This is a genomic window from Enterobacter cloacae complex sp. ECC445, assembly GCF_021892025.1.
GTDB classification, from domain to species: Bacteria; Pseudomonadota; Gammaproteobacteria; order Enterobacterales; family Enterobacteriaceae; genus Enterobacter; species Enterobacter chengduensis.
In genome coordinates this window covers 107,729-124,760 of the sequence record NZ_JAKLRZ010000025.1, presented here as the reverse complement: position 1 = coordinate 124,760, position 17,032 = coordinate 107,729, and the positions used below count along the sequence as shown (strand labels likewise).

General features: G+C 55.3%; 17 protein-coding genes. 9 read left to right on the top strand and 8 right to left on the bottom strand.

Annotated features, from left to right (window positions below; all coding sequences use genetic code 11):
• Nucleotides 1-236 precede the first annotated feature (236 nt).
• The gene (locus L6R44_RS18660) at nucleotides 237-1,532 is read left to right on the top strand and encodes an MFS transporter (protein ID WP_032643664.1); all 1,296 of its coding nucleotides are present in this window, start codon (nucleotides 237-239) and stop codon (nucleotides 1,530-1,532) included.
• On the opposite strand, the gene L6R44_RS18655 is transcribed toward L6R44_RS18660, so the two are convergent.
• The 5 genes from L6R44_RS18655 to trxC form a co-directional block, all read right to left on the bottom strand.
• A complete protein-coding gene (locus L6R44_RS18655; RefSeq protein ID WP_032643716.1) occupies nucleotides 1,529-1,852 on the bottom strand; it encodes a YfiM family lipoprotein in 324 nt (107 codons plus the stop codon). The two genes, L6R44_RS18660 and L6R44_RS18655, sit on opposite strands and share 4 nt — an antisense overlap.
• Before the next feature lie 45 nt (nucleotides 1,853-1,897).
• A complete protein-coding gene (gene pssA / locus L6R44_RS18650) occupies nucleotides 1,898-3,253 on the bottom strand; it encodes a CDP-diacylglycerol--serine O-phosphatidyltransferase (protein ID WP_237425053.1) in 1,356 nt (451 codons plus the stop codon).
• Between the two features lie 110 nt (nucleotides 3,254-3,363).
• Nucleotides 3,364-6,027 (bottom strand): bifunctional acetate--CoA ligase family protein/GNAT family N-acetyltransferase, encoded by a 2,664-nt coding sequence (locus L6R44_RS18640; RefSeq protein WP_237425050.1) that lies wholly within the window; start codon nucleotides 6,025-6,027, stop codon nucleotides 3,364-3,366.
• Nucleotides 6,028-6,062: 35 nt separating this feature from the next.
• On the bottom strand, nucleotides 6,063-6,761 hold the full coding sequence (tapT, locus tag L6R44_RS18635; RefSeq protein ID WP_237425049.1) for a tRNA-uridine aminocarboxypropyltransferase: 699 nt from the start codon (nucleotides 6,759-6,761) through the stop codon (nucleotides 6,063-6,065).
• Between the two features lie 69 nt (nucleotides 6,762-6,830).
• Nucleotides 6,831-7,250: a thioredoxin TrxC gene (trxC, locus tag L6R44_RS18630; protein ID WP_032643660.1), complete on the bottom strand. Its 420-nt coding sequence runs from the start codon at nucleotides 7,248-7,250 to the stop codon at nucleotides 6,831-6,833.
• 204 nt (nucleotides 7,251-7,454) lie between these two features.
• On the opposite strand from trxC, the gene L6R44_RS18625 reads away from it, so the two are divergent.
• Nucleotides 7,455-8,570: a tRNA/rRNA methyltransferase gene (locus L6R44_RS18625; RefSeq protein WP_237425048.1), complete on the top strand. Its 1,116-nt coding sequence runs from the start codon at nucleotides 7,455-7,457 to the stop codon at nucleotides 8,568-8,570.
• Between the two features lie 40 nt (nucleotides 8,571-8,610).
• On the opposite strand, the gene ung is transcribed toward L6R44_RS18625, so the two are convergent.
• Entirely contained in the window at nucleotides 8,611-9,300 is a 690-nt protein-coding gene (ung, locus tag L6R44_RS18620) for a uracil-DNA glycosylase (RefSeq protein ID WP_023294333.1), read from the bottom strand.
• A 313-nt stretch (nucleotides 9,301-9,613) separates the two neighbouring features.
• Here ung and grcA point away from each other — a divergent pair, with 313 nt between their 5' ends.
• Nucleotides 9,614-9,997, top strand: a complete 384-nt coding sequence (grcA, locus tag L6R44_RS18615; protein WP_008502190.1) for an autonomous glycyl radical cofactor GrcA — start codon at nucleotides 9,614-9,616, stop codon at nucleotides 9,995-9,997.
• Nucleotides 9,998-10,050: 53 nt separating this feature from the next.
• Here grcA and srmB read toward each other — a convergent pair whose 3' ends face one another.
• Nucleotides 10,051-11,379, bottom strand: a complete 1,329-nt coding sequence (srmB, locus tag L6R44_RS18610) for an ATP-dependent RNA helicase SrmB (RefSeq protein WP_008502189.1) — start codon at nucleotides 11,377-11,379, stop codon at nucleotides 10,051-10,053.
• A gap of 132 nt (nucleotides 11,380-11,511) precedes the next feature.
• On the opposite strand from srmB, the gene trmN reads away from it, so the two are divergent.
• The gene (gene trmN / locus L6R44_RS18605; RefSeq protein ID WP_237425047.1) at nucleotides 11,512-12,249 is read left to right on the top strand and encodes a tRNA(1)(Val) (adenine(37)-N(6))-methyltransferase TrmN; all 738 of its coding nucleotides are present in this window, start codon (nucleotides 11,512-11,514) and stop codon (nucleotides 12,247-12,249) included.
• Here trmN and nadB read toward each other — a convergent pair.
• Complete coding sequence (nadB, locus tag L6R44_RS18600) at nucleotides 12,234-13,853, bottom strand: L-aspartate oxidase (RefSeq protein ID WP_237425046.1); 1,620 nt, start codon at nucleotides 13,851-13,853, stop codon at nucleotides 12,234-12,236. The genes trmN and nadB overlap by 16 nt on opposite strands.
• 343 nt (nucleotides 13,854-14,196) lie before the next feature.
• Between nadB and rseD the strand changes: the two genes are divergently transcribed.
• From rseD to rseC, 5 genes are read left to right on the top strand one after another with little or no spacing between them, the layout of a single operon-like run.
• On the top strand, nucleotides 14,197-14,280 hold the full coding sequence (gene rseD / locus L6R44_RS25045; protein WP_223605340.1) for a rpoE leader peptide RseD: 84 nt from the start codon (nucleotides 14,197-14,199) through the stop codon (nucleotides 14,278-14,280).
• Complete coding sequence (rpoE, locus tag L6R44_RS18590; protein WP_006176728.1) at nucleotides 14,277-14,852, top strand: RNA polymerase sigma factor RpoE; 576 nt, start codon at nucleotides 14,277-14,279, stop codon at nucleotides 14,850-14,852. Before rseD ends, rpoE begins: the two co-directional genes overlap by 4 nt.
• 31 nt (nucleotides 14,853-14,883) lie before the next feature.
• Nucleotides 14,884-15,534: an anti-sigma-E factor RseA gene (gene rseA, locus L6R44_RS18585; RefSeq protein ID WP_008502186.1), complete on the top strand. Its 651-nt coding sequence runs from the start codon at nucleotides 14,884-14,886 to the stop codon at nucleotides 15,532-15,534.
• Nucleotides 15,534-16,487, top strand: a complete 954-nt coding sequence (rseB, locus tag L6R44_RS18580; RefSeq protein ID WP_032643654.1) for a sigma-E factor regulatory protein RseB — start codon at nucleotides 15,534-15,536, stop codon at nucleotides 16,485-16,487. The genes rseA and rseB overlap by 1 nt, the downstream gene beginning before the upstream one ends.
• Complete coding sequence (rseC, locus tag L6R44_RS18575) at nucleotides 16,484-16,960, top strand: SoxR-reducing system protein RseC (RefSeq protein ID WP_032643653.1); 477 nt, start codon at nucleotides 16,484-16,486, stop codon at nucleotides 16,958-16,960. The genes rseB and rseC overlap by 4 nt, the downstream gene beginning before the upstream one ends.
• Nucleotides 16,961-17,032: the final 72 nt, after the last annotated feature.

The window sequence follows — 17,032 nt, the reverse complement described above, 5'->3', positions numbered from 1 at the left end:
CATGTGAGAGTAGGGAACTGCCAGGCATCAAATAAGAAGAACCCCGTACCGTAAGGTGCGGGGTTTTTTGCTTTTGTACTTTCCCTTCCTGGTCTTTCTCTTAATCCCTTATCCTGCTAATGGAATGTGTGATCGCTGTCTCAATGTTAATTATAACAAAATTATAACATTTCATTTACGAGATAATTGAGTCTTCTGGCTCATACGCCGCTGTTTATGGCAGGAGCATAATCACAATGACAGAAAGCATGGCATCAAACGGGACGCTGGCTAACAGTGATACCCGAAGAAGAGTATGGGCAATCGTCAGCGCCTCTTCAGGGAATCTGGTTGAATGGTTCGACTTTTACGTCTACTCATTCTGTTCACTCTACTTCGCACATATCTTCTTTCCCTCTGGCAACACAACAACGCAGCTGCTACAAACGGCGGGGGTTTTTGCCGCAGGATTTTTAATGCGGCCCATCGGGGGCTGGCTGTTCGGACGCATTGCTGATCGGCGCGGGCGTAAGGCCTCTATGCTGATCTCTGTGTGTATGATGTGCTTTGGCTCTCTGGTGATCGCCTGCTTACCGGGATATGAATCGATTGGTACTTGGGCACCGGCGCTGCTATTACTGGCCCGATTATTCCAGGGATTATCGGTGGGCGGTGAATACGGTACCAGTGCGACCTACATGAGTGAGATTGCGCTGGAAGGGCGTAAAGGTTTTTACGCCTCATTCCAGTACGTCACGCTGATTGGCGGTCAACTGCTGGCCATTCTTGTGGTAGTGATCCTGCAGCAGATTTTGACGGATGAACAACTTCATGCCTGGGGATGGAGAATTCCTTTCGCGATGGGGGCTGTACTGGCCGTTGTCGCACTTTGGCTACGCCGTCAGTTAGATGAAACCTCGCAGAAAGAGGTCAGGACGCTGAAGGAGGCAGGAACATTCAAAGGGTTATGGCGTAACCGCAAAGCCTTCCTTATGGTACTCGGCTTTACTGCGGGTGGTTCTCTGAGTTTCTACACGTTCACCACCTATATGCAGAAGTACCTGGTGAATACCACCGGCATGCACGCAAACGTCGCCAGCGTGGTCATGACCGTGGCGCTGTTTGTCTTTATGCTCATACAGCCCATTATCGGTGCGCTCTCGGATAAAATCGGTCGACGTACGTCGATGCTGATTTTTGGCGGGCTGTCGGCATTGTGTACCGTTCCTATTTTGACCGCGCTTCAACATGTCTCTTCACCGTATGCTGCCTTTGCGCTGGTGATGATGGCGATGGTGATTGTCAGTTTCTATACGTCTATCAGTGGAATACTTAAAGCTGAAATGTTCCCGGCGCAGGTCCGTGCGTTAGGGGTAGGGCTCTCTTATGCGGTAGCCAATGCGGTGTTTGGCGGATCGGCAGAGTACGTTGCGTTGTCGCTTAAATCATGGGGAAGCGAAACGACGTTCTTCTGGTACGTAACGGCAATGGGCGCACTGGCCTTTATTGTTTCCCTGATGCTGCATCGCAAAGGGAAAGGCATTCGACTTTAATACCGCGCCATCTGCCACACGGCATAGCCGGTCGTTGCACCGGCGACATCCCAGGCGAAATCTTTCCAGCTCCAGCCGCTCCCTGCGGGGCGGCTATCCCACAGCTCTTTTGATGCCCCAAGACCTACGGAGAACATCAGCCCTATTGCCGCGCTGCGGTCCCGGCTGTATCCCTGATGCTGCGCATATTCATTACCGGCTGCGGACAACATCGCGGAAGCGAGGAAATGCTGTGCTTTGTCCTGCCCGGACCAGCTATCGTTGGCCATATGGCTACAGCCGCTCAGGAAAAGGACGCTCAGTAACAAAGGAATGCGCATCATCGGGCCCCATAAAAAAGCCCTGCGGATAACAGGGCCTGGACATTACAGAATACGGCTGATAAGTCGGTCGATACGGATACGACGTAAGCGGCGGATAAGCTTACGCACTTTCACCGGATAATCGGCAATGCTCTGCAGTTCGCGGTAATGATTAACCACTGTCGTATGGGTGCGAATCAGCTCCAGCTCGCGTTCACGTTTTGCGGCTAACTCATGCTGCGGGTCATGGATCAGGATAGCGTTTTCCAGATCCAGTCGCCACGCGCGTGGATTAAGGTTGTTACCGGTCAGCAGCATCCACTCATCGTCGACCCACATTCCTTTCAGATGGTAGCTGTTGTCTTCATCTTTCCAGAGGCGCACCACCAGCTGGTCCGTATTGACGTAATACTGTAAACGGCTCAGGAAACGTCGCAGGTTAATCTCATAGAGGTAAGGCAGCGCACCGATGATTTTGAACGGCTGATCTTCAGGAATGAAGAAGTCGTTTGCCGTTTTATCACCCACGATGATTTCCACTTTTTTACCCTCGCGCAGCAGCTGAATAATATTGCGCACCAGCACGGCAGGAAGGTTGAAGTACGGCGTGCAGATGGTGAGCTTCTGCTCCGCACACGGCATCAGATGGAAGATCGTTTTGTTCAGCAGGCTGGATTTGCCGAGCCCGACCAGCGGGGTAACGGATAACTCTTCGTTGTTCGCATCGCCCTGGAAATGATAGACCGCATCACGCAGCTCCTGGCGGAAGGCGCGAACATCATTTTTGATTTCCGGGCTTTTAGGACGCTCGGGATCGTCAAGGCGATTAACGCCGCGGCCATGAACCAGATTTTTATCAACCCAGTTGAACATGATATCGGCCATCTGTGGATTACGGATCAGATGGTAACGGTCGTAGCGATATTTATCGAGCTGATGAAGGTAAACATCATTGAGACTTGCGCCGCTGTATAGCACGCTGTCATCAATGATAAACCCCTTGAAATGAAGGACGCCGAGCGCCTCACGGGTGTTCACCGGTACGCCAAAAACAGGCACGTCAACGCCGGGGTTTTCCTGCGCCGTGCGGCAATACCAGTCAGCATTAGTATTTGACGCGGCAGCGCCAATGCGGCCACGCTGAGCGCGATGCCAGTCTACCAGCACGCGAACATCAAGTTCCGGGCGCTGACGTTTGGCCTCATAGAGCGCATTCAGGATCGCGCGCCCGCCTTCATCCTGTTCAAGATACAGGGCCACGATGCAAATGCGTCGCGTGGCGCTGGCAATCTTTTCCAGAAGCGTCTCCCGAAAATGAGCGGGAGCGTAAAAGAACTCTACATCATCAACTGACTGAGAAATCTTCGGTAGTTGAGCAAGGTGTTGTTGATGTTTATTACGCTTAAATTTTGACAACATCACAGTGCGTTTCTTCTCTGTTCATTGAAGGGTTGTCTGTACCATGCAAACAACATAAGCGGACAATGATACCACCAGTCCCGTCCAAAGTGGGTAACATTTCCAGTAGCTTACTCGCGTTTGTCCGCTGATGTCAGACTGAGAGACAAGGCCACAATACCTTCGTCCAGCTGAATATCAACGTCAAACCCAAGTTTTCGCGCCAGGGTCACCATACCGCGATTGTTAGGCATAGTAATGCCATTAAGGCGTAATAATCCGTGATCCCGCGTATAACTGATGAGTTTTTCCAGCAGTCGTCTTCCGAGCCCCAGACCTTTAAGATCGGAGCGTACCAGCACGGCAAATTCCGCATCGACGTTATCTGGATCAGAAATCGCACGCGTGACGCCGAGGATCTCATCCCCCTCTTCGTTGCGACGAACGGCAACAAACGCCATTTCTCGATCGTAGTCGATCTGGGTCATATTGGCTAAATCATCGTGGGTAAATTCGTTGATTTCGCTAAAATAGCGATAATAAAGATCTTCTTTCGTGACCTGAGAGATAAACGTCCGCAGCTGGGGCTCATCTTCCGGCAGAATAGGGCGGAACAGGGCGCGCTCCCCATTTTTCATCTCGACCCACTCCTCCAGCTGAAGGGGATAGGGGCGGATTGCCAGGCGGCTCTCGCTGTCGCCTTCGAATGGCGCGATATCCAGGGTCACGTCCAGCGCCGTAAACTCATTGCCGGAGGCAAGCAGGGGATGAATGTCCAGCCGCTGGATCTCGGCACAATCCACGATCAGGTTAGACACCTGTACCAGGAACTGGCTTAACCCGGCAATATCAAGCGGACGCAGCGCGCTCCGGCCGCGGATCTTTTTACTTTTAATCGCCTGAATGATCAGATAACGCGCCAGGTTCATGTTCAGCGGCGGTAAAGCCACCACCGCCTGCTCCTCCGGACGCCACTCAACGCCGCCTTCACCTAGCATGATGAGCGGGCCGAAAACGGGATCGTGTTCGACCACCACCCGTAACTCCTGAGCGCCTGCGCGGTTAGCCATGCTTTGCACCAGCAAGCCGTGGATCCTTGCCTGCGGCCAGGCCATTTTGACCCGATCGAAGATGGCATCGGCTGCCTGCTGCACCTCTGCCGCCGTCCGCAGGTAGAGCATCACCCCCTGAACGTCAGACTTGTGCGGAATATCCGGCGAACGCAGCTTCAGGGCAACCGGATAGCCAATCTGCTCGGCAATATGCACGGCCTCAGCGCTGTCGCTGGCGATCCAGGTTGGCAGGGTCTGCATCCCGTAGCTGCCCAGAATGGGCTGGACCTCATGCGTATCCAGCGACGTCGCGCCTTCTTCAATCGCCTGCTGCAACAGCCGGTGAACGTCAACGGTATTGGCCGTCAAATTCCCGGGCAACGCCGGCGTCTCGCGGAGCTGTTTCTGGTTGCGGCGATATTCCACCATATGCATAAACGCGGTTATGGTGCCTTCCGGCGTGCGGTAGGTTGGCAGCCCGGCCTCGCTGAACAGGCGTCGCGCCTCCTGCGAAGAAAACTCACCGCACCAGTTGGTGAGCAGGGTGACATATTTGCCTCGCGGATGATTGCGCACAGCATCAATGAGCGCGCGCGCGCTTTCGCTGCCCGGCGCGACCGCGCTGGGGGAGTGGATAATCATCAGCGCGTCGAAATCCTGGCTATCCAGCAAAATGGAAATGGCCTTGATGTAGCGATCGCTGCTGGCATCATCGCGTAAATCAAGCGGATTGCCGGGCGACACGCTGGCCGGAAGCGCGTCTTTCAGGCGCTGCAGCGTCTCTTCACTCAGCGTTGCCAGCTTGCCGAAGCGTCGCCACAGCTCGTCAAGGGCGAGCGCGGCAGGGGCAGCACCGTTACTGACAATCATTAGCTTCTCGCCGCGCAACGGACGCATGTGGCTGAGCGTTTCAACGGCGGAAAAAAGCTCGTGCGTATCCTGCACCCGCAGCAAACCGGCGCGCTGTATGGCGGCATCCCAGGCGGGATCCATACCGGAATGCGAATGCAGCAGACGCTGCGCCGCAGGGCTGCGCCCGCTCTTGATCACCAGGATCGGCTTATTGCGCGACGCGCTTCGCGAAGCCGAGACAAAACGACGCGCGTCGCTGAGGTGCTCAAGGTAAAGCAGGATCGCGCTGGTTTTACCGTCACGCGCCAGAAAATCCAGCAGCTCGTCAACGTCGATATCCAGGCTGTCGCCGAGGGCAATGAAGTAGGAGAATCCCATTTCACGCTGCTGCGCCCAGTCGAGGATGGTGTTCGATACCGCAGCCGACTGCGAGATAAACGCGAGTTTGCCTTTGCGGATTGGCACCGGGGAGAAGCTGGCGTTCAGTCCCTGCCAGGGGGCGAGCAGCCCCAGGCTGTTTGGCCCGAGAATGCGCATTTGATAGCGGCTGGCGCAGGCCAGAAGCTCGGCTTTCTGTTCAGGCGGAGACGAGAGAATAATGCAGGTTTTACAGCCTTTCTTGCCGAGCGATTCCAGCAGCTCCGGATTACGTTTCGCGTTTGTACACAGTACGGCCAGATCCGGTACGAAAGGCAGGCTCTGTACATCAGGCCATGCCAGCACCCCCTGAACGGCCTTATACGCTGGCGTGACGGGCATGACGGGGCCATTAAATCCCCCGGCCAGCAGGTTGCGCATCATCAGATAGCCAGCACGTTCCGGTTTCATTGATGCGCCGATAACGGCAATGGATTTGGGACGAAGTAGCGCTTCTAACCCTCGCTGGCTCATGCAGGCCTCCTGTGAATGCAAGCGACCTGATGATTTTAAACGCTTTCCGTCTCGGCTGCTGTGACGCTCCCCTTATGAACGGTTTTTCCCGCCAGATAGCGTTCCCGGAAACAGGAGAAATGGGCGCCCAGGGCGCCAGCCGCAGCGGTATCACCGGCTAAATCCAGCAGCGCAATCGCCACTTCGGCGGTGCAGTATTGCCCGTCAGCATGCGCTTCACGCAGGCGGTATGCAGAAACGCGGGAAAGATCGACAGAAATCACCGGCAGCGCATCGAGATAGGGGCTTTTACGAAACATTTTTCGCGCTTCGGTCCAGGTGCCGTCCAGCATAATAAATAGCGGCGGCTTACCGGATGGCGGACTCGAAAGCACCTGACGATCGGCACCTGCATATGACGCGGGGAAAACGACCATCGGCTGATAGTCCGGGTTGGCCACCAGGTCGAGCAGGGCCTGAGGCGGCTCCGTACGGGACCACTGAAACGCCGCGGTATCCGGCAGAATATCGGCGATAAGACGCCCCGTATTGCTGGGCTTCATCGGCTCGGTATCGAACATGACCAGACAAAAACGGCTCTGTGCCGAACTCGGGGTCAACGTCTCGCACAGGCAAACCTTCAGCGGCAGCAGGCAACGCTGACAGCGGCGAATACGGTTTCCGCGCGCGAGGAACGGACGGGTGGCGCGCGCAAGGCGTTCGGCGCGTAATTGTAGAACGGCGTTATCAGTCATGGGCGAAATGCAGGAAAAACCCTATTTTCGCAGAGGCGGGAACGGGGCACAAGATGTGCCCCGTGAATGTTACAGCGACTCGTTTAACCAGCTTTCAAAAGGCGCTTTTGGCACCGCGCCGTTGAGCATGTCGATCACCTCGCCATTTTTGAAAATCATTATGGTCGGAATGCTGCGAATGCGAAAACGGGCGCTCAGTTCAGGTTCGGCTTCCGTGTTAACCTTAACGAAACGTATTTTTCCGCTACGCTCCTCGGCCACGTCTTCGAAAATCGGCGCGAAGCTACGGCATGGGCCGCACCATGGCGCCCAGAAGTCGACAACGACGGGCAGATCGTCCTTGAGGAGTTTGTCCAGCGTAGCACCCGTCGCGTTAATGACATCGCCATCAAACAATTCATGGCCGCAACGTCCGCATTTCGCACCATCTTCTATCCGATCGTCCGGAATGCGGTTAAGAGCCTGACAGTTGGCACATACGGTATTCATAACTAACCTCTGATAGAGCCGTGGGACAGCGGCAAAACGCCGATAATGTTTCTAATATGTTACATATTATCAATGAGCCTGTTTGAAACAACAATGCGTTTTATTCAATGAGAACAATAGTCGCAGGCTTTTGTACGAAATTATGGCTATGCGCTGGCACATCGGGTAATCTGCGCGCTTCGCGCAGCGCTGGTGGAGAAAAGCATGAACGACGAAATGAAAAACAAAAGCGGCAAGGTCAAAGTGATGTATGTCCGCAGTGATGATGACTCTGATAAACGCACCCAAAATCCGCGTACCGGAAAAGGTGGCGGGCGTCCGGCGTCTTCTCGTGCAGACGGTGGCCGTCGCCCCGCCCGCGATGACAGAAATACCCGCGGTGATGACCGCAAACGTGACGATCGCAAACGCGATGACCGTCCTCGCTCCGACCGCCCACGCAGTGACCGTCCACGTGATGACTTCTCACGTGATAACGCCTCCCCGTGGCGCACCGTTTCTCGCGCACCTGGCGATGAGACGCCGGAAAAAGCCGATCACGGCGGTATCAGCGGTAAAAGCTTTATCGACCCGGAAGTGCTGCGCCGCCAGCGTGCGGAAGAGACCCGCGTGTACGGTGAAAACGCCTGCCAGGCGCTGTTCCAGAGCCGTCCTGAGTGCATCGTCCGCGCCTGGTTTATCCAGAGCGTGACCCCGCGCTTCAAAGAAGCGCTGCGCTGGATGGCCGCGAACCGCAAAGCCTATCACGTTGTGGATGATGCCGAGCTGACCAAAGCCTCCGGCACTGAACACCACGGCGGCGTCTGCTTCCTGATCAAAAAACGTAACGGCACGACCGTGCAGCAGTGGGTTAGCCAGGCGGATGCCGATGACTGCGTGCTGGCGCTGGAAGATGTGGGCAACCCGCATAACCTGGGCGCAATGATGCGTAGCTGCGCGCACTTTGGCGTGAAAGGCGTGCTCTTGCAGGATGCCGCGCTGCTGGAGTCCGGCGCCGCGATCCGTACGGCGGAAGGCGGAGCCGAGCACGTACAGCCGATCACCGGCGACAGCGTGCTGGACGCTCTCGAGCAGTTCCGTAAAGCGGGCTACGCTATTGTGACCACCTCGAGCCATGCCGGTACCCCGCTGTTTAAAGCGACGCTGCCACGCAAGATGGTGCTGGTGCTGGGTCAGGAACGCGATGGTCTGTCTGATGCGGCGCTCTCCAGTGCGGATCTGAGCGTCTCAATCGATGGGACGGGCAACGTGGAAAGTCTGAACGTATCCGTTGCGACCGGCGTGCTGCTGGCCGAGTGGTGGCGTCAGAATAAGGCCTAAGCCTCTTAATGTGCCGGGTCTGACCCGGCACATTCAAATACTACTCGCTCTCTGCCGGTAACACAGGCATCCAGTCAATCGGCGTTTCGCCCCGTTTTTCCAGCCATTCATTCGCCAGAACAAAATGATTACTGCCAAAGAAACCGCGATGTGCAGACAGCGGTGACGGGTGCGGCGCTTTCAACACGTGATGACGCTGACGGTCGATAATCGCCCCTTTCTTCTGCGCGTGAGAACCCCAGAGTAAAAACACCACCCCTTCACGATGTTCGTTGATCAGGCTGATGACTTTATCGGTGAACGTCTCCCAGCCCAGGCTGGCGTGCGAGTGCGCCTGGCCCGCCCGCACGGTGAGTACCGTGTTCAATAACAGCACGCCCTGGCGCGCCCAGCTTTCCAGGTAGCCGTGGTTTGGTCGGGTAAACCCGGGCACGGTTCCTTCAAGCTCTTTATACATGTTGAGCAGAGAAGGGGGGATCGCCACGCCGGGACGGACGGAAAATGCCAGCCCATGCGCCTGGCCCGGACCGTGATAGGGATCCTGGCCCAGAATGACCACCTTCACATCGCTAAGCTCGGTGTAGCGAAAGGCGTTGAACACATCTTTCTGCGGTGGGTAAATCGTCTGTCCGGACTGACGCTCAGCCGCAACGGTGTTGAGCGTATTGATAAAATAGGGCTGCTGCTTTTCTTCTGCCAGCACGTCATGCCAGGTTAAAGGTGTCGTCATCTCGCTCTCCTGCGAATCTCAATCTCTGACTAGCTTACCTGCTAAAGCCCGGTGAGCAAAATTCCACGCCGAAATGTGCGCTAAGTGGCTAAATTTATGTTGAAAATGTGCAGGATAAATTGAATTGGTAAGGTCATAAAATTGATCTTAAGCAATAAATTCAAACCACACTCTTTATGTGGTTGGTGTTTTTGTTGACTTAAATCAATAAATCGCCGGGGTGTGAATGATATATATACACACAAGAAACAATGGTTTTACCAATTGGCCGCGAGAGGCCGACATCAGTTAATGTAGCCTAGGGAGGCAATACATGATTACAGGTATCCAGATTACTAAAGCTGCAAATGACGATCTGCTCAACTCTTTCTGGCTGCTGGACAGCGAGAAAAACGAAGCGCGCTGTGTCGTCGCGAAAGCGGGTTTTGCTGAAGATGAAATCGTGCCGGTGAGCAAACTGGGCGAAATCGAGTACCGTGAAATTCCAATGGAAGTGAAGCCAGAAGTGCGCGTGGAAGGTGGTCAGCACCTGAACGTAAACGTACTGCGCCGCGAAACGCTGATGGACGCGGTTGAGCACCCAGAAAAATACCCGCAGCTGACCATTCGCGTGTCCGGCTATGCGGTTCGCTTCAACTCTCTGACCCCAGAACAGCAGCGCGACGTTATCGCGCGTACCTTTACTGAAAGCCTGTAAGGCTTCAGCTACGGGGGTGAATAAAAAAGCCGGGGATTGTCCCCGGCTTTTTTTTACTCTTCCGTTTTTGTCTCTGATGCGGCAGAGCTTGGCTTACGGCGTTTACCAATATTTTTGGTATCGCGGTGACGCTGCTTCACGCGCGGTTTCTCTTTTTCTTTCTCTTTTCTCTCAGCACGTTTCGCAAGCGCTTTCTTGGACGGTTTACCCGTCATTTTTTCACTCGGCGCACGTGTGGTTGGGCGCAGGCCATCAATAACGCGCGCTTTCAGCGGCTCATCAACGTAGCGGCCAATTTTCTGCAGCAGCAGGTAGTCATGCGCTTCAACCAGTGAAATCGCAATCCCTTTGCGGCCCGCGCGACCGGTACGGCCAATACGGTGCAGGTAGGTATCGCCGCTGCGCGGCATATCGAAGTTAATGACGTGGCTGACGTCAGGGATGTCGATCCCGCGTGCGGCAACGTCTGTCGCAACCAGCACGTTAACGCGACCGTCGGTCAGGCGCTTAATGCCTTCGGTACGCTTGATCTGCGCCATCTCGCCTTCAAGATAGCAGTTGTTGATCCCGGCGTTACGCAGCATCTCAGCCAGCTCGTGCACGCGCTCGCGCTTACGCACAAACACGATTGTGCGCAGCGCATCTTCCTGCTTCAGCAGGTGTTTCAGCAATTCGACCTTGTGCTCAAGGTTATCCGCGCGGTAGTACCACTGGTGGATCTTCTTACGCTCACGCGTGGACGGCGTAGCCGACACTTCCACCGGATCTTCAAGCAGACGCTCTGCGAAGTCTTTAATCGCTTCCCCTTCGAGGGTGGCAGAGAACAGCATCGTCTGGTTACGCCAGCGCGTTTCACCCGCAATATGCTCGATATCCTGTGCGAAGCCCATGTCCAGCATGCGGTCGGCTTCGTCGAGGATCAGCGTTTCAACCGCGCGGCAGTCGAAGTTCTCTTCTTTAATGTACTGCAGCAGGCGGCCCGTCGTTGCCACGACGATATCCTGGTTTTCGCTGAACACTTCGGCGTGGTTCATATACGCAACGCCGCCGGTGATGGTGGCGATATCCAGATGGGTATTTGCCGCGAGCTCACGCGCGTGATCGGCAACCTGCATGGCCAGCTCGCGCGTAGGCGTCAGGATTAAAATACGCGGCGGGCCAGATTTTTTACGCGGAAAGTCGAGCAGATGCTGCAACACAGGCAGCAAATAGGCTGCTGTCTTCCCCGTGCCGGTTGGCGCAGAACCGAGCACATCGCGGCCCTCAAGCGCAGGCGGAATGGCCGCAGCCTGAATGGCGGTCGGGCGTGTAAAGCCTTTGCTCTCAAGTGCATTGAGCAGGCTTTCATCGAGTTCAAGTTCGGAAAAAGTCGTTACAGTCATGTTCTACCTCTGTGTGGGGCGCTGATTATAGACGTTACGGCTGTAATCTTCATCTGTTTGTATGGATATCGCTTTTCGGCCACTTCGCTTTCCCCTATGCTACTCCAGTTTCACTTAGAAGGTTGCCCCGACATGTCTCAACTCAAAGCGCAGCTGCGCCGCGATGGTTTTACGTTCAAACAATTTTTTGTCGCCCACGATCGCTGTGCCATGAAGGTCGGTACCGACGGTATTTTACTGGGGGCGTGGGCCCCTGTCGCAGGCGTTAAGCGTATTCTTGATATTGGTACCGGCAGCGGGCTGGTGGCGTTGATGCTGGCGCAGCGTACGGAAGAACATGTCACCATTGATGCCGTCGAACTGGATGTACAGGCCGCAGAGCAGGCGAGTGAAAATGTGGCCGAATCTCCCTGGGCAGCCCGCATGAAAGTGGAATGCGCAGATGTGCTCGCCTGGGCACCGGAGCAAACGTCACGTTACGATCTGATCGTCAGCAACCCGCCTTACTACGAGCCCGGCGTTGAGTGCGGCACACCCGAGCGTGAACAGGCGCGTTATACCGGTTCCCTCGATCATAAAGCGCTGCTCACCAGTGCGGCCGAACTCATCTCCGAAGAAGGATTTTTCTGCGTGGTCCTGCCAGAGAGTACCGGCAACACGTTCATCGGTATCGCGCAGGAGATTGGCTGGACGCTCCGTCTGCGTACCGATATTTCGGATACGGAAGGCCGACTGCCGCACCGCGTGCTGCTGGCGCTCTCGCCGAAAGAGGGTGAATGCTTTAATGACCGGATGGTGATCCGCGGGCCAGACCAGCGTTATTCCGAAGATTACACTGCCCTGACCCAGGCGTTTTATCTGTTTATGTAAAGCTGCGGAGCGAGGATTGACGGGCCGGACTCGGCAAGCCGATCCGGGTAGTCCAGGTTATAGTGCAATCCGCGGCTCTCCTTACGCATCATCGCACAGCGAACGATCAGCTCGGCAACCTGCACCAGATTGCGCAGCTCCAGCAGATTATTCGATACGCGGAAATTGGCATAATACTCATCTATCTCCTGCTGCAGCATGGTGATGCGGCGCAAGGCGCGTTCCAGACGTTTCGTGGTGCGCACAATCCCGACGTAGTCCCACATAAATAGCCGCAGCTCATGCCAGTTGTGCTGGATCACGACCAGCTCGTCCGGATTCTCCACGCGGCTTTCATCCCAGGCCGGCAGGCGCTCCGTCTCGCGAGCGTAGGGCATGCGCCTGATGATGTCTTCAGCGGCAGACCAGCCGTACACCAGGCACTCAAGCAGTGAGTTCGAGGCCATACGGTTCGCGCCGTGAAGCCCGGTATAGCTGACCTCACCGATAGCATACAGGCCATCCACGTCGGTACGTCCATGATCGTCAACCATCACGCCACCGCAGGTATAGTGGGCGGCTGGCACAATGGGCACCGGATCGCGGGTCAAATCAATCCCCAGGCTCAGCAGCTTTTCGTAAATCATCGGGAAATGCTGGCGAATGAACGCTGCTGGCTTATGGCTGATATCGAGATACATGCAGTCCACGCCAAGGCGCTTCATTTCGTGGTCGATGGCACGGGCAACGATATCGCGCGGGGCCAGTTCGCCCCGGGCGTCAAAGTCGGGCATAAAGCGGGTGCCGTCAGGGCGTTTCAGATAGGCGCCTTCGCCGCGCAGGGCTTCCGTGAGCAGGAAGTTGCGCGCCTGAGGGTGGAACAGGGCGGTTGGGTGAAACTGATTAAATTCGAGGTTCGCCACCCGGCAGCCGGCGCGCCAGGCCATAGCGATACCGTCGCCGGAGGCAATGTCCGGGTTCGTGGTGTACTGATACACTTTTGAGGCTCCGCCCGTGGCCAGCACCACGGCCTTCGCCCGGCAGGTTTCCACCTTCTCTTTATTGCGGTTCCAGACCCACGCGCCCACCACGCGACGCGTGCCCGGCAGGCCAATTTTGTCGGAGATTATCAGGTCAACGGCATTACTTCGTTCAAGCACCCGAATATTTGGATGACTCAGCGCTTTGCCAACCAGCGTGGTCTCCACTTCTTTACCGGTGGCATCCGCAGCGTGCAGGATGCGGCGGTGGCTATGGCCCCCTTCGCGCGTCAGGTGGTAGCTCTCTTCACCGTTGGGGTGAACCTGCGTATCGAATAAGACGCCCTGGTCGATGAGCCACTGAACGCAGTGACGGGCATTGCTGGCGACAAACTCTGCGGCGTGCGGATCCACGATCCCGGCCCCGGCAATCAGCGTATCTTCTACGTGGGATGCAATGCTGTCCGTCTCGTCAAACACGGCGGCAATCCCGCCCTGGGCATAAAACGTAGAACCTTCACTTATCGGTCCTTTACTCAGAACGATAACGTTTTGATGCTCCGCCAGGCGCAGCGCCAGAGAGAGACCGGCAGCGCCGCTACCGACGATCAGGACATCACAATGCAGTTCAGGTGTTGTATTCATGATTGTTGTTTAATTTACTAAACAGTGTTGAGTCAGAATAGCACCCGAATGCGATTTATCGCACGTTTTTTTTAAAAGGTGTTGCAATGGCTAAACGCGTAAGCGGGGGTAAACGGAGGGTAAATGAGTGAAATTATTTTGCGAAGCAGATCGTTAGCGTCAGATTTTGTGGTGAAATAAAGCCTGTGTTGCGTTACTCTTCTGGCGGGAAAAAGATGTTTCTTGTCATAAAGTGGTGCGTATCGTGAACAGACTTATAATGAGAGAAAATGAACGGTCTGCGGCGCGATGAACAAAAACAAAGGCGTTACGGAACTTATTGACGATCGGACACTCTAATTCGGTGCTTGCTCAAAGTGCGGTATTTTTAGAGTGGCGTTTCGATAACGCGTGGAATTTAGGTTTGGGGAGACATTACCTCGGATGAGCGAGCAGTTAACGGACCAGGTCCTGGTTGAACGGGTCCAGAAGGGAGATCAGAAAGCCTTTAACCTACTGGTGGTGCGCTACCAGCACAAGGTGGCGAGCCTGGTTTCCCGCTATGTACCGTCAGGTGATGTACCTGATGTGGTGCAAGAGTCTTTTATTAAGGCCTATCGCGCGCTGGATTCTTTCCGGGGAGATAGTGCTTTTTATACCTGGCTGTACCGTATTGCGGTCAATACGGCAAAGAATTATCTGGTCGCTCAGGGCCGTCGTCCACCTTCAAGTGATGTGGACGCAATCGACGCCGAAAACTTCGAAAGTGGCGGCGCATTGAAAGAAATTTCGAACCCTGAGAACTTAATGTTGTCAGAAGAACTGAGACAAATCGTTTTTCGCACGATCGAGTCGCTCCCGGAAGATTTACGCATGGCAATTACGTTACGGGAGCTTGATGGTCTGAGCTATGAAGAGATAGCCGCTATCATGGATTGTCCGGTCGGCACGGTACGTTCACGAATTTTCCGTGCGCGAGAAGCTATTGATAATAAAGTTCAACCGCTTATCAGGCGTTGACGATAGCGGGATACTGGAAAAGGTATTAGGCATGCAGAAAGAAAAACTTTCCGCTTTAATGGATGGTGAAACGGTGGATAGTGAGCTGCTCAACGAGCTGTCTCATTCACCCGAAATGCAAGAGACCTGGGAGAGTTACCATCTCATTCGTGACACCCTTCGCGGTGACACCGGCGAGGTTCTCCATTTCGATATCTCAGCCCGCGTCATGGCGGCGATTGAGAATGAGCCTGTTCATCAGACCACTCCGCTGATTCCTGAAGCTCAACCCGCGCCTCACCAGTGGCAGAAAATGCCGTTCTGGCAAAAGGTGCGCCCGTGGGCCAGCCAGCTTACCCAAATGGGTGTGGCTGCATGCGTATCGCTTGCAGTTATTGTTGGCGTCCAGCACTATAATACTCAGTCTGAAACTAATCAGCAGCCAGAAGCGCCAGTGTTTAACACACTGCCGATGATGGGCAAAGCCAGCCCGGTAAGCCTGGGCGTACCGGCTGATGCTTCCGCCAGCGGCGGTCAGCAACAGCAGGTTCAGGAGCAGCGCCGTCGCATTAATGCGATGTTGCAGGATTACGAGCTGCAGCGTCGTCTGCACTCTGAACAGCTTCAGTTTGAGCAGGCGCAGACACAGCAAGCCGCTGTGCAGGTGCCCGGAAACCAAACTTTAGGAACGCAATCGCAGTAATGAAGCAACTTTGGTTCGCCATGTCTCTGATGGCGGGTAGCCTGTTCTTCTCTGCCAACGCCTCGGCTGATGTATCATCCGGGGCGTTGTTGCAGCAAATGAATATGGCCAGCCAGTCACTCAACTACGAGTTGGCATTTATCAGCATCAATAAGCAGGGCGTCGAGTCGTTACGCTATCGTCATGCCCGTCTTGATAATCAGCCGCTCGCCCAGCTTTTACAGATGGATGGCCCGCGTCGGGAAGTTGTCCAGCGTGGTAACGAAATCAGCTATTTCGAGCCCGGTCTGGAGCCTTTCACGCTGAATGGCGACTATATCGTTGATTCTCTGCCGTCACTCATTTACACCGACTTTAAACGGCTTGCTCCTTACTACGATTTTATTTCGGTAGGGCGTACCCGCATCGCGGACAGGCTGTGCGAGGTGATACGCGTTGTTGCCCGGGACGGAACGCGCTACAGCTATATCGTCTGGATCGACGCTGAAACCAAACTCCCGATGCGTGTTGACCTCCTTGACCGTGACGGTGAAACGCTGGAACAGTTCCGCGTGATCTCCTTCAGCGTGAACAATCAGGTTGGCAACAGCATGCAAAACCTGGCCAAGGCCAGCCTGCCGCCGCTGCTTTCTGTTCCTGCCGGGGATTCCGTTAATTTCAACTGGGTACCTGCCTGGATCCCACAGGGATTTAGCGAAGTGTCCAGCAGCCGTCGCCAGCTGCCAACGATTGAAACGCCGGTGGAATCGCGCCTCTATTCCGACGGCTTGTTCAGCTTCTCGGTGAACATCAACCGCGCAACGGCAAACAGCGCCGAACAAATGCTGCGTACCGGGCGCCGTACGGTGAGCACAACGGTACGCGATAACGCCGAGATCACCATTGTGGGCGAACTTCCTCCGCAAACGGCGAAGCGCATTTCCGACAGCATTAAATTCAGGGCTGCACAATGATCAAAGAGTGGGCGACGGTCGTCTCGTGGCAGAACGGTATTGCGCTGGTGAGCTGCGATGTCAAAGCCTCATGTAATAGCTGCGCATCACGCGCCGGCTGCGGTAGCCGCGTGTTGAATAAGCTCGGGCCGCAAACCTCGCACACAATTTCTGTGCCAAGCGAACAGCCGCTGATGGCGGGGCAGAAGGTCGAGCTGGGCATTGCGGAAGGCAGCCTGCTCAGCTCCGCCATGCTGGTGTATCTCTCTCCGCTGGTCGGGCTGTTTATCATGGGCGGCCTTTTCCAGATGCTGTTCGGTACCGATGTGGCCGCCATGTGCGGGGCCGCTTTGGGAGGCGTTGGCGGGTTCTGGCTGGCTAAAGGCCTCTCTCCGAGGCTCGCCGCGCGCGAGGAGTGGCAGCCTGTCATTCTTAGCGTGGGGCTGGCGCCAGACCAGCTTCGTGTTGAAACGCTCTCTTCTGAGGCCCGGTGATCCATCGGGCTTTATCATTTTTTACACCCTAAAACAGAAAACGTCCTTTCTTCACGCTATACCTGTCTCTAA

Bases quoted from the DNA above. Each gene is read 5' to 3' on its own strand.
- nadB (WP_237425046.1), bottom strand. From the start codon at position 13,853: ATGAATACAACACCTGAACTGCATTGTGATGTCCTGATCGTCGGTAGC.
- rpoE (WP_006176728.1), top strand. From the start codon at position 14,277: ATGAGCGAGCAGTTAACGGACCAGGTCCTGGTTGAACGGGTCCAGAAG.
- pssA (WP_237425053.1), bottom strand. From the start codon at position 3,253: ATGTTGTCAAAATTTAAGCGTAATAAACATCAACAACACCTTGCTCAA.
- trmN (WP_237425047.1), top strand. From the start codon at position 11,512: ATGTCTCAACTCAAAGCGCAGCTGCGCCGCGATGGTTTTACGTTCAAA.
- trxC (WP_032643660.1), bottom strand. From the start codon at position 7,250: ATGAATACCGTATGTGCCAACTGTCAGGCTCTTAACCGCATTCCGGAC.
- L6R44_RS18625 (WP_237425048.1), top strand. From the start codon at position 7,455: ATGAACGACGAAATGAAAAACAAAAGCGGCAAGGTCAAAGTGATGTAT.
- tapT (WP_237425049.1), bottom strand. From the start codon at position 6,761: ATGACTGATAACGCCGTTCTACAATTACGCGCCGAACGCCTTGCGCGC.
- rseB (WP_032643654.1), top strand. From the start codon at position 15,534: ATGAAGCAACTTTGGTTCGCCATGTCTCTGATGGCGGGTAGCCTGTTC.
- grcA (WP_008502190.1), top strand. From the start codon at position 9,614: ATGATTACAGGTATCCAGATTACTAAAGCTGCAAATGACGATCTGCTC.
- L6R44_RS18660 (WP_032643664.1), top strand. From the start codon at position 237: ATGACAGAAAGCATGGCATCAAACGGGACGCTGGCTAACAGTGATACC.
- L6R44_RS18655 (WP_032643716.1), bottom strand. From the start codon at position 1,852: ATGCGCATTCCTTTGTTACTGAGCGTCCTTTTCCTGAGCGGCTGTAGC.
- rseA (WP_008502186.1), top strand. From the start codon at position 14,884: ATGCAGAAAGAAAAACTTTCCGCTTTAATGGATGGTGAAACGGTGGAT.
- L6R44_RS18640 (WP_237425050.1), bottom strand. From the start codon at position 6,027: ATGAGCCAGCGAGGGTTAGAAGCGCTACTTCGTCCCAAATCCATTGCC.
- srmB (WP_008502189.1), bottom strand. From the start codon at position 11,379: ATGACTGTAACGACTTTTTCCGAACTTGAACTCGATGAAAGCCTGCTC.
- rseC (WP_032643653.1), top strand. From the start codon at position 16,484: ATGATCAAAGAGTGGGCGACGGTCGTCTCGTGGCAGAACGGTATTGCG.
- ung (WP_023294333.1), bottom strand. From the start codon at position 9,300: ATGACGACACCTTTAACCTGGCATGACGTGCTGGCAGAAGAAAAGCAG.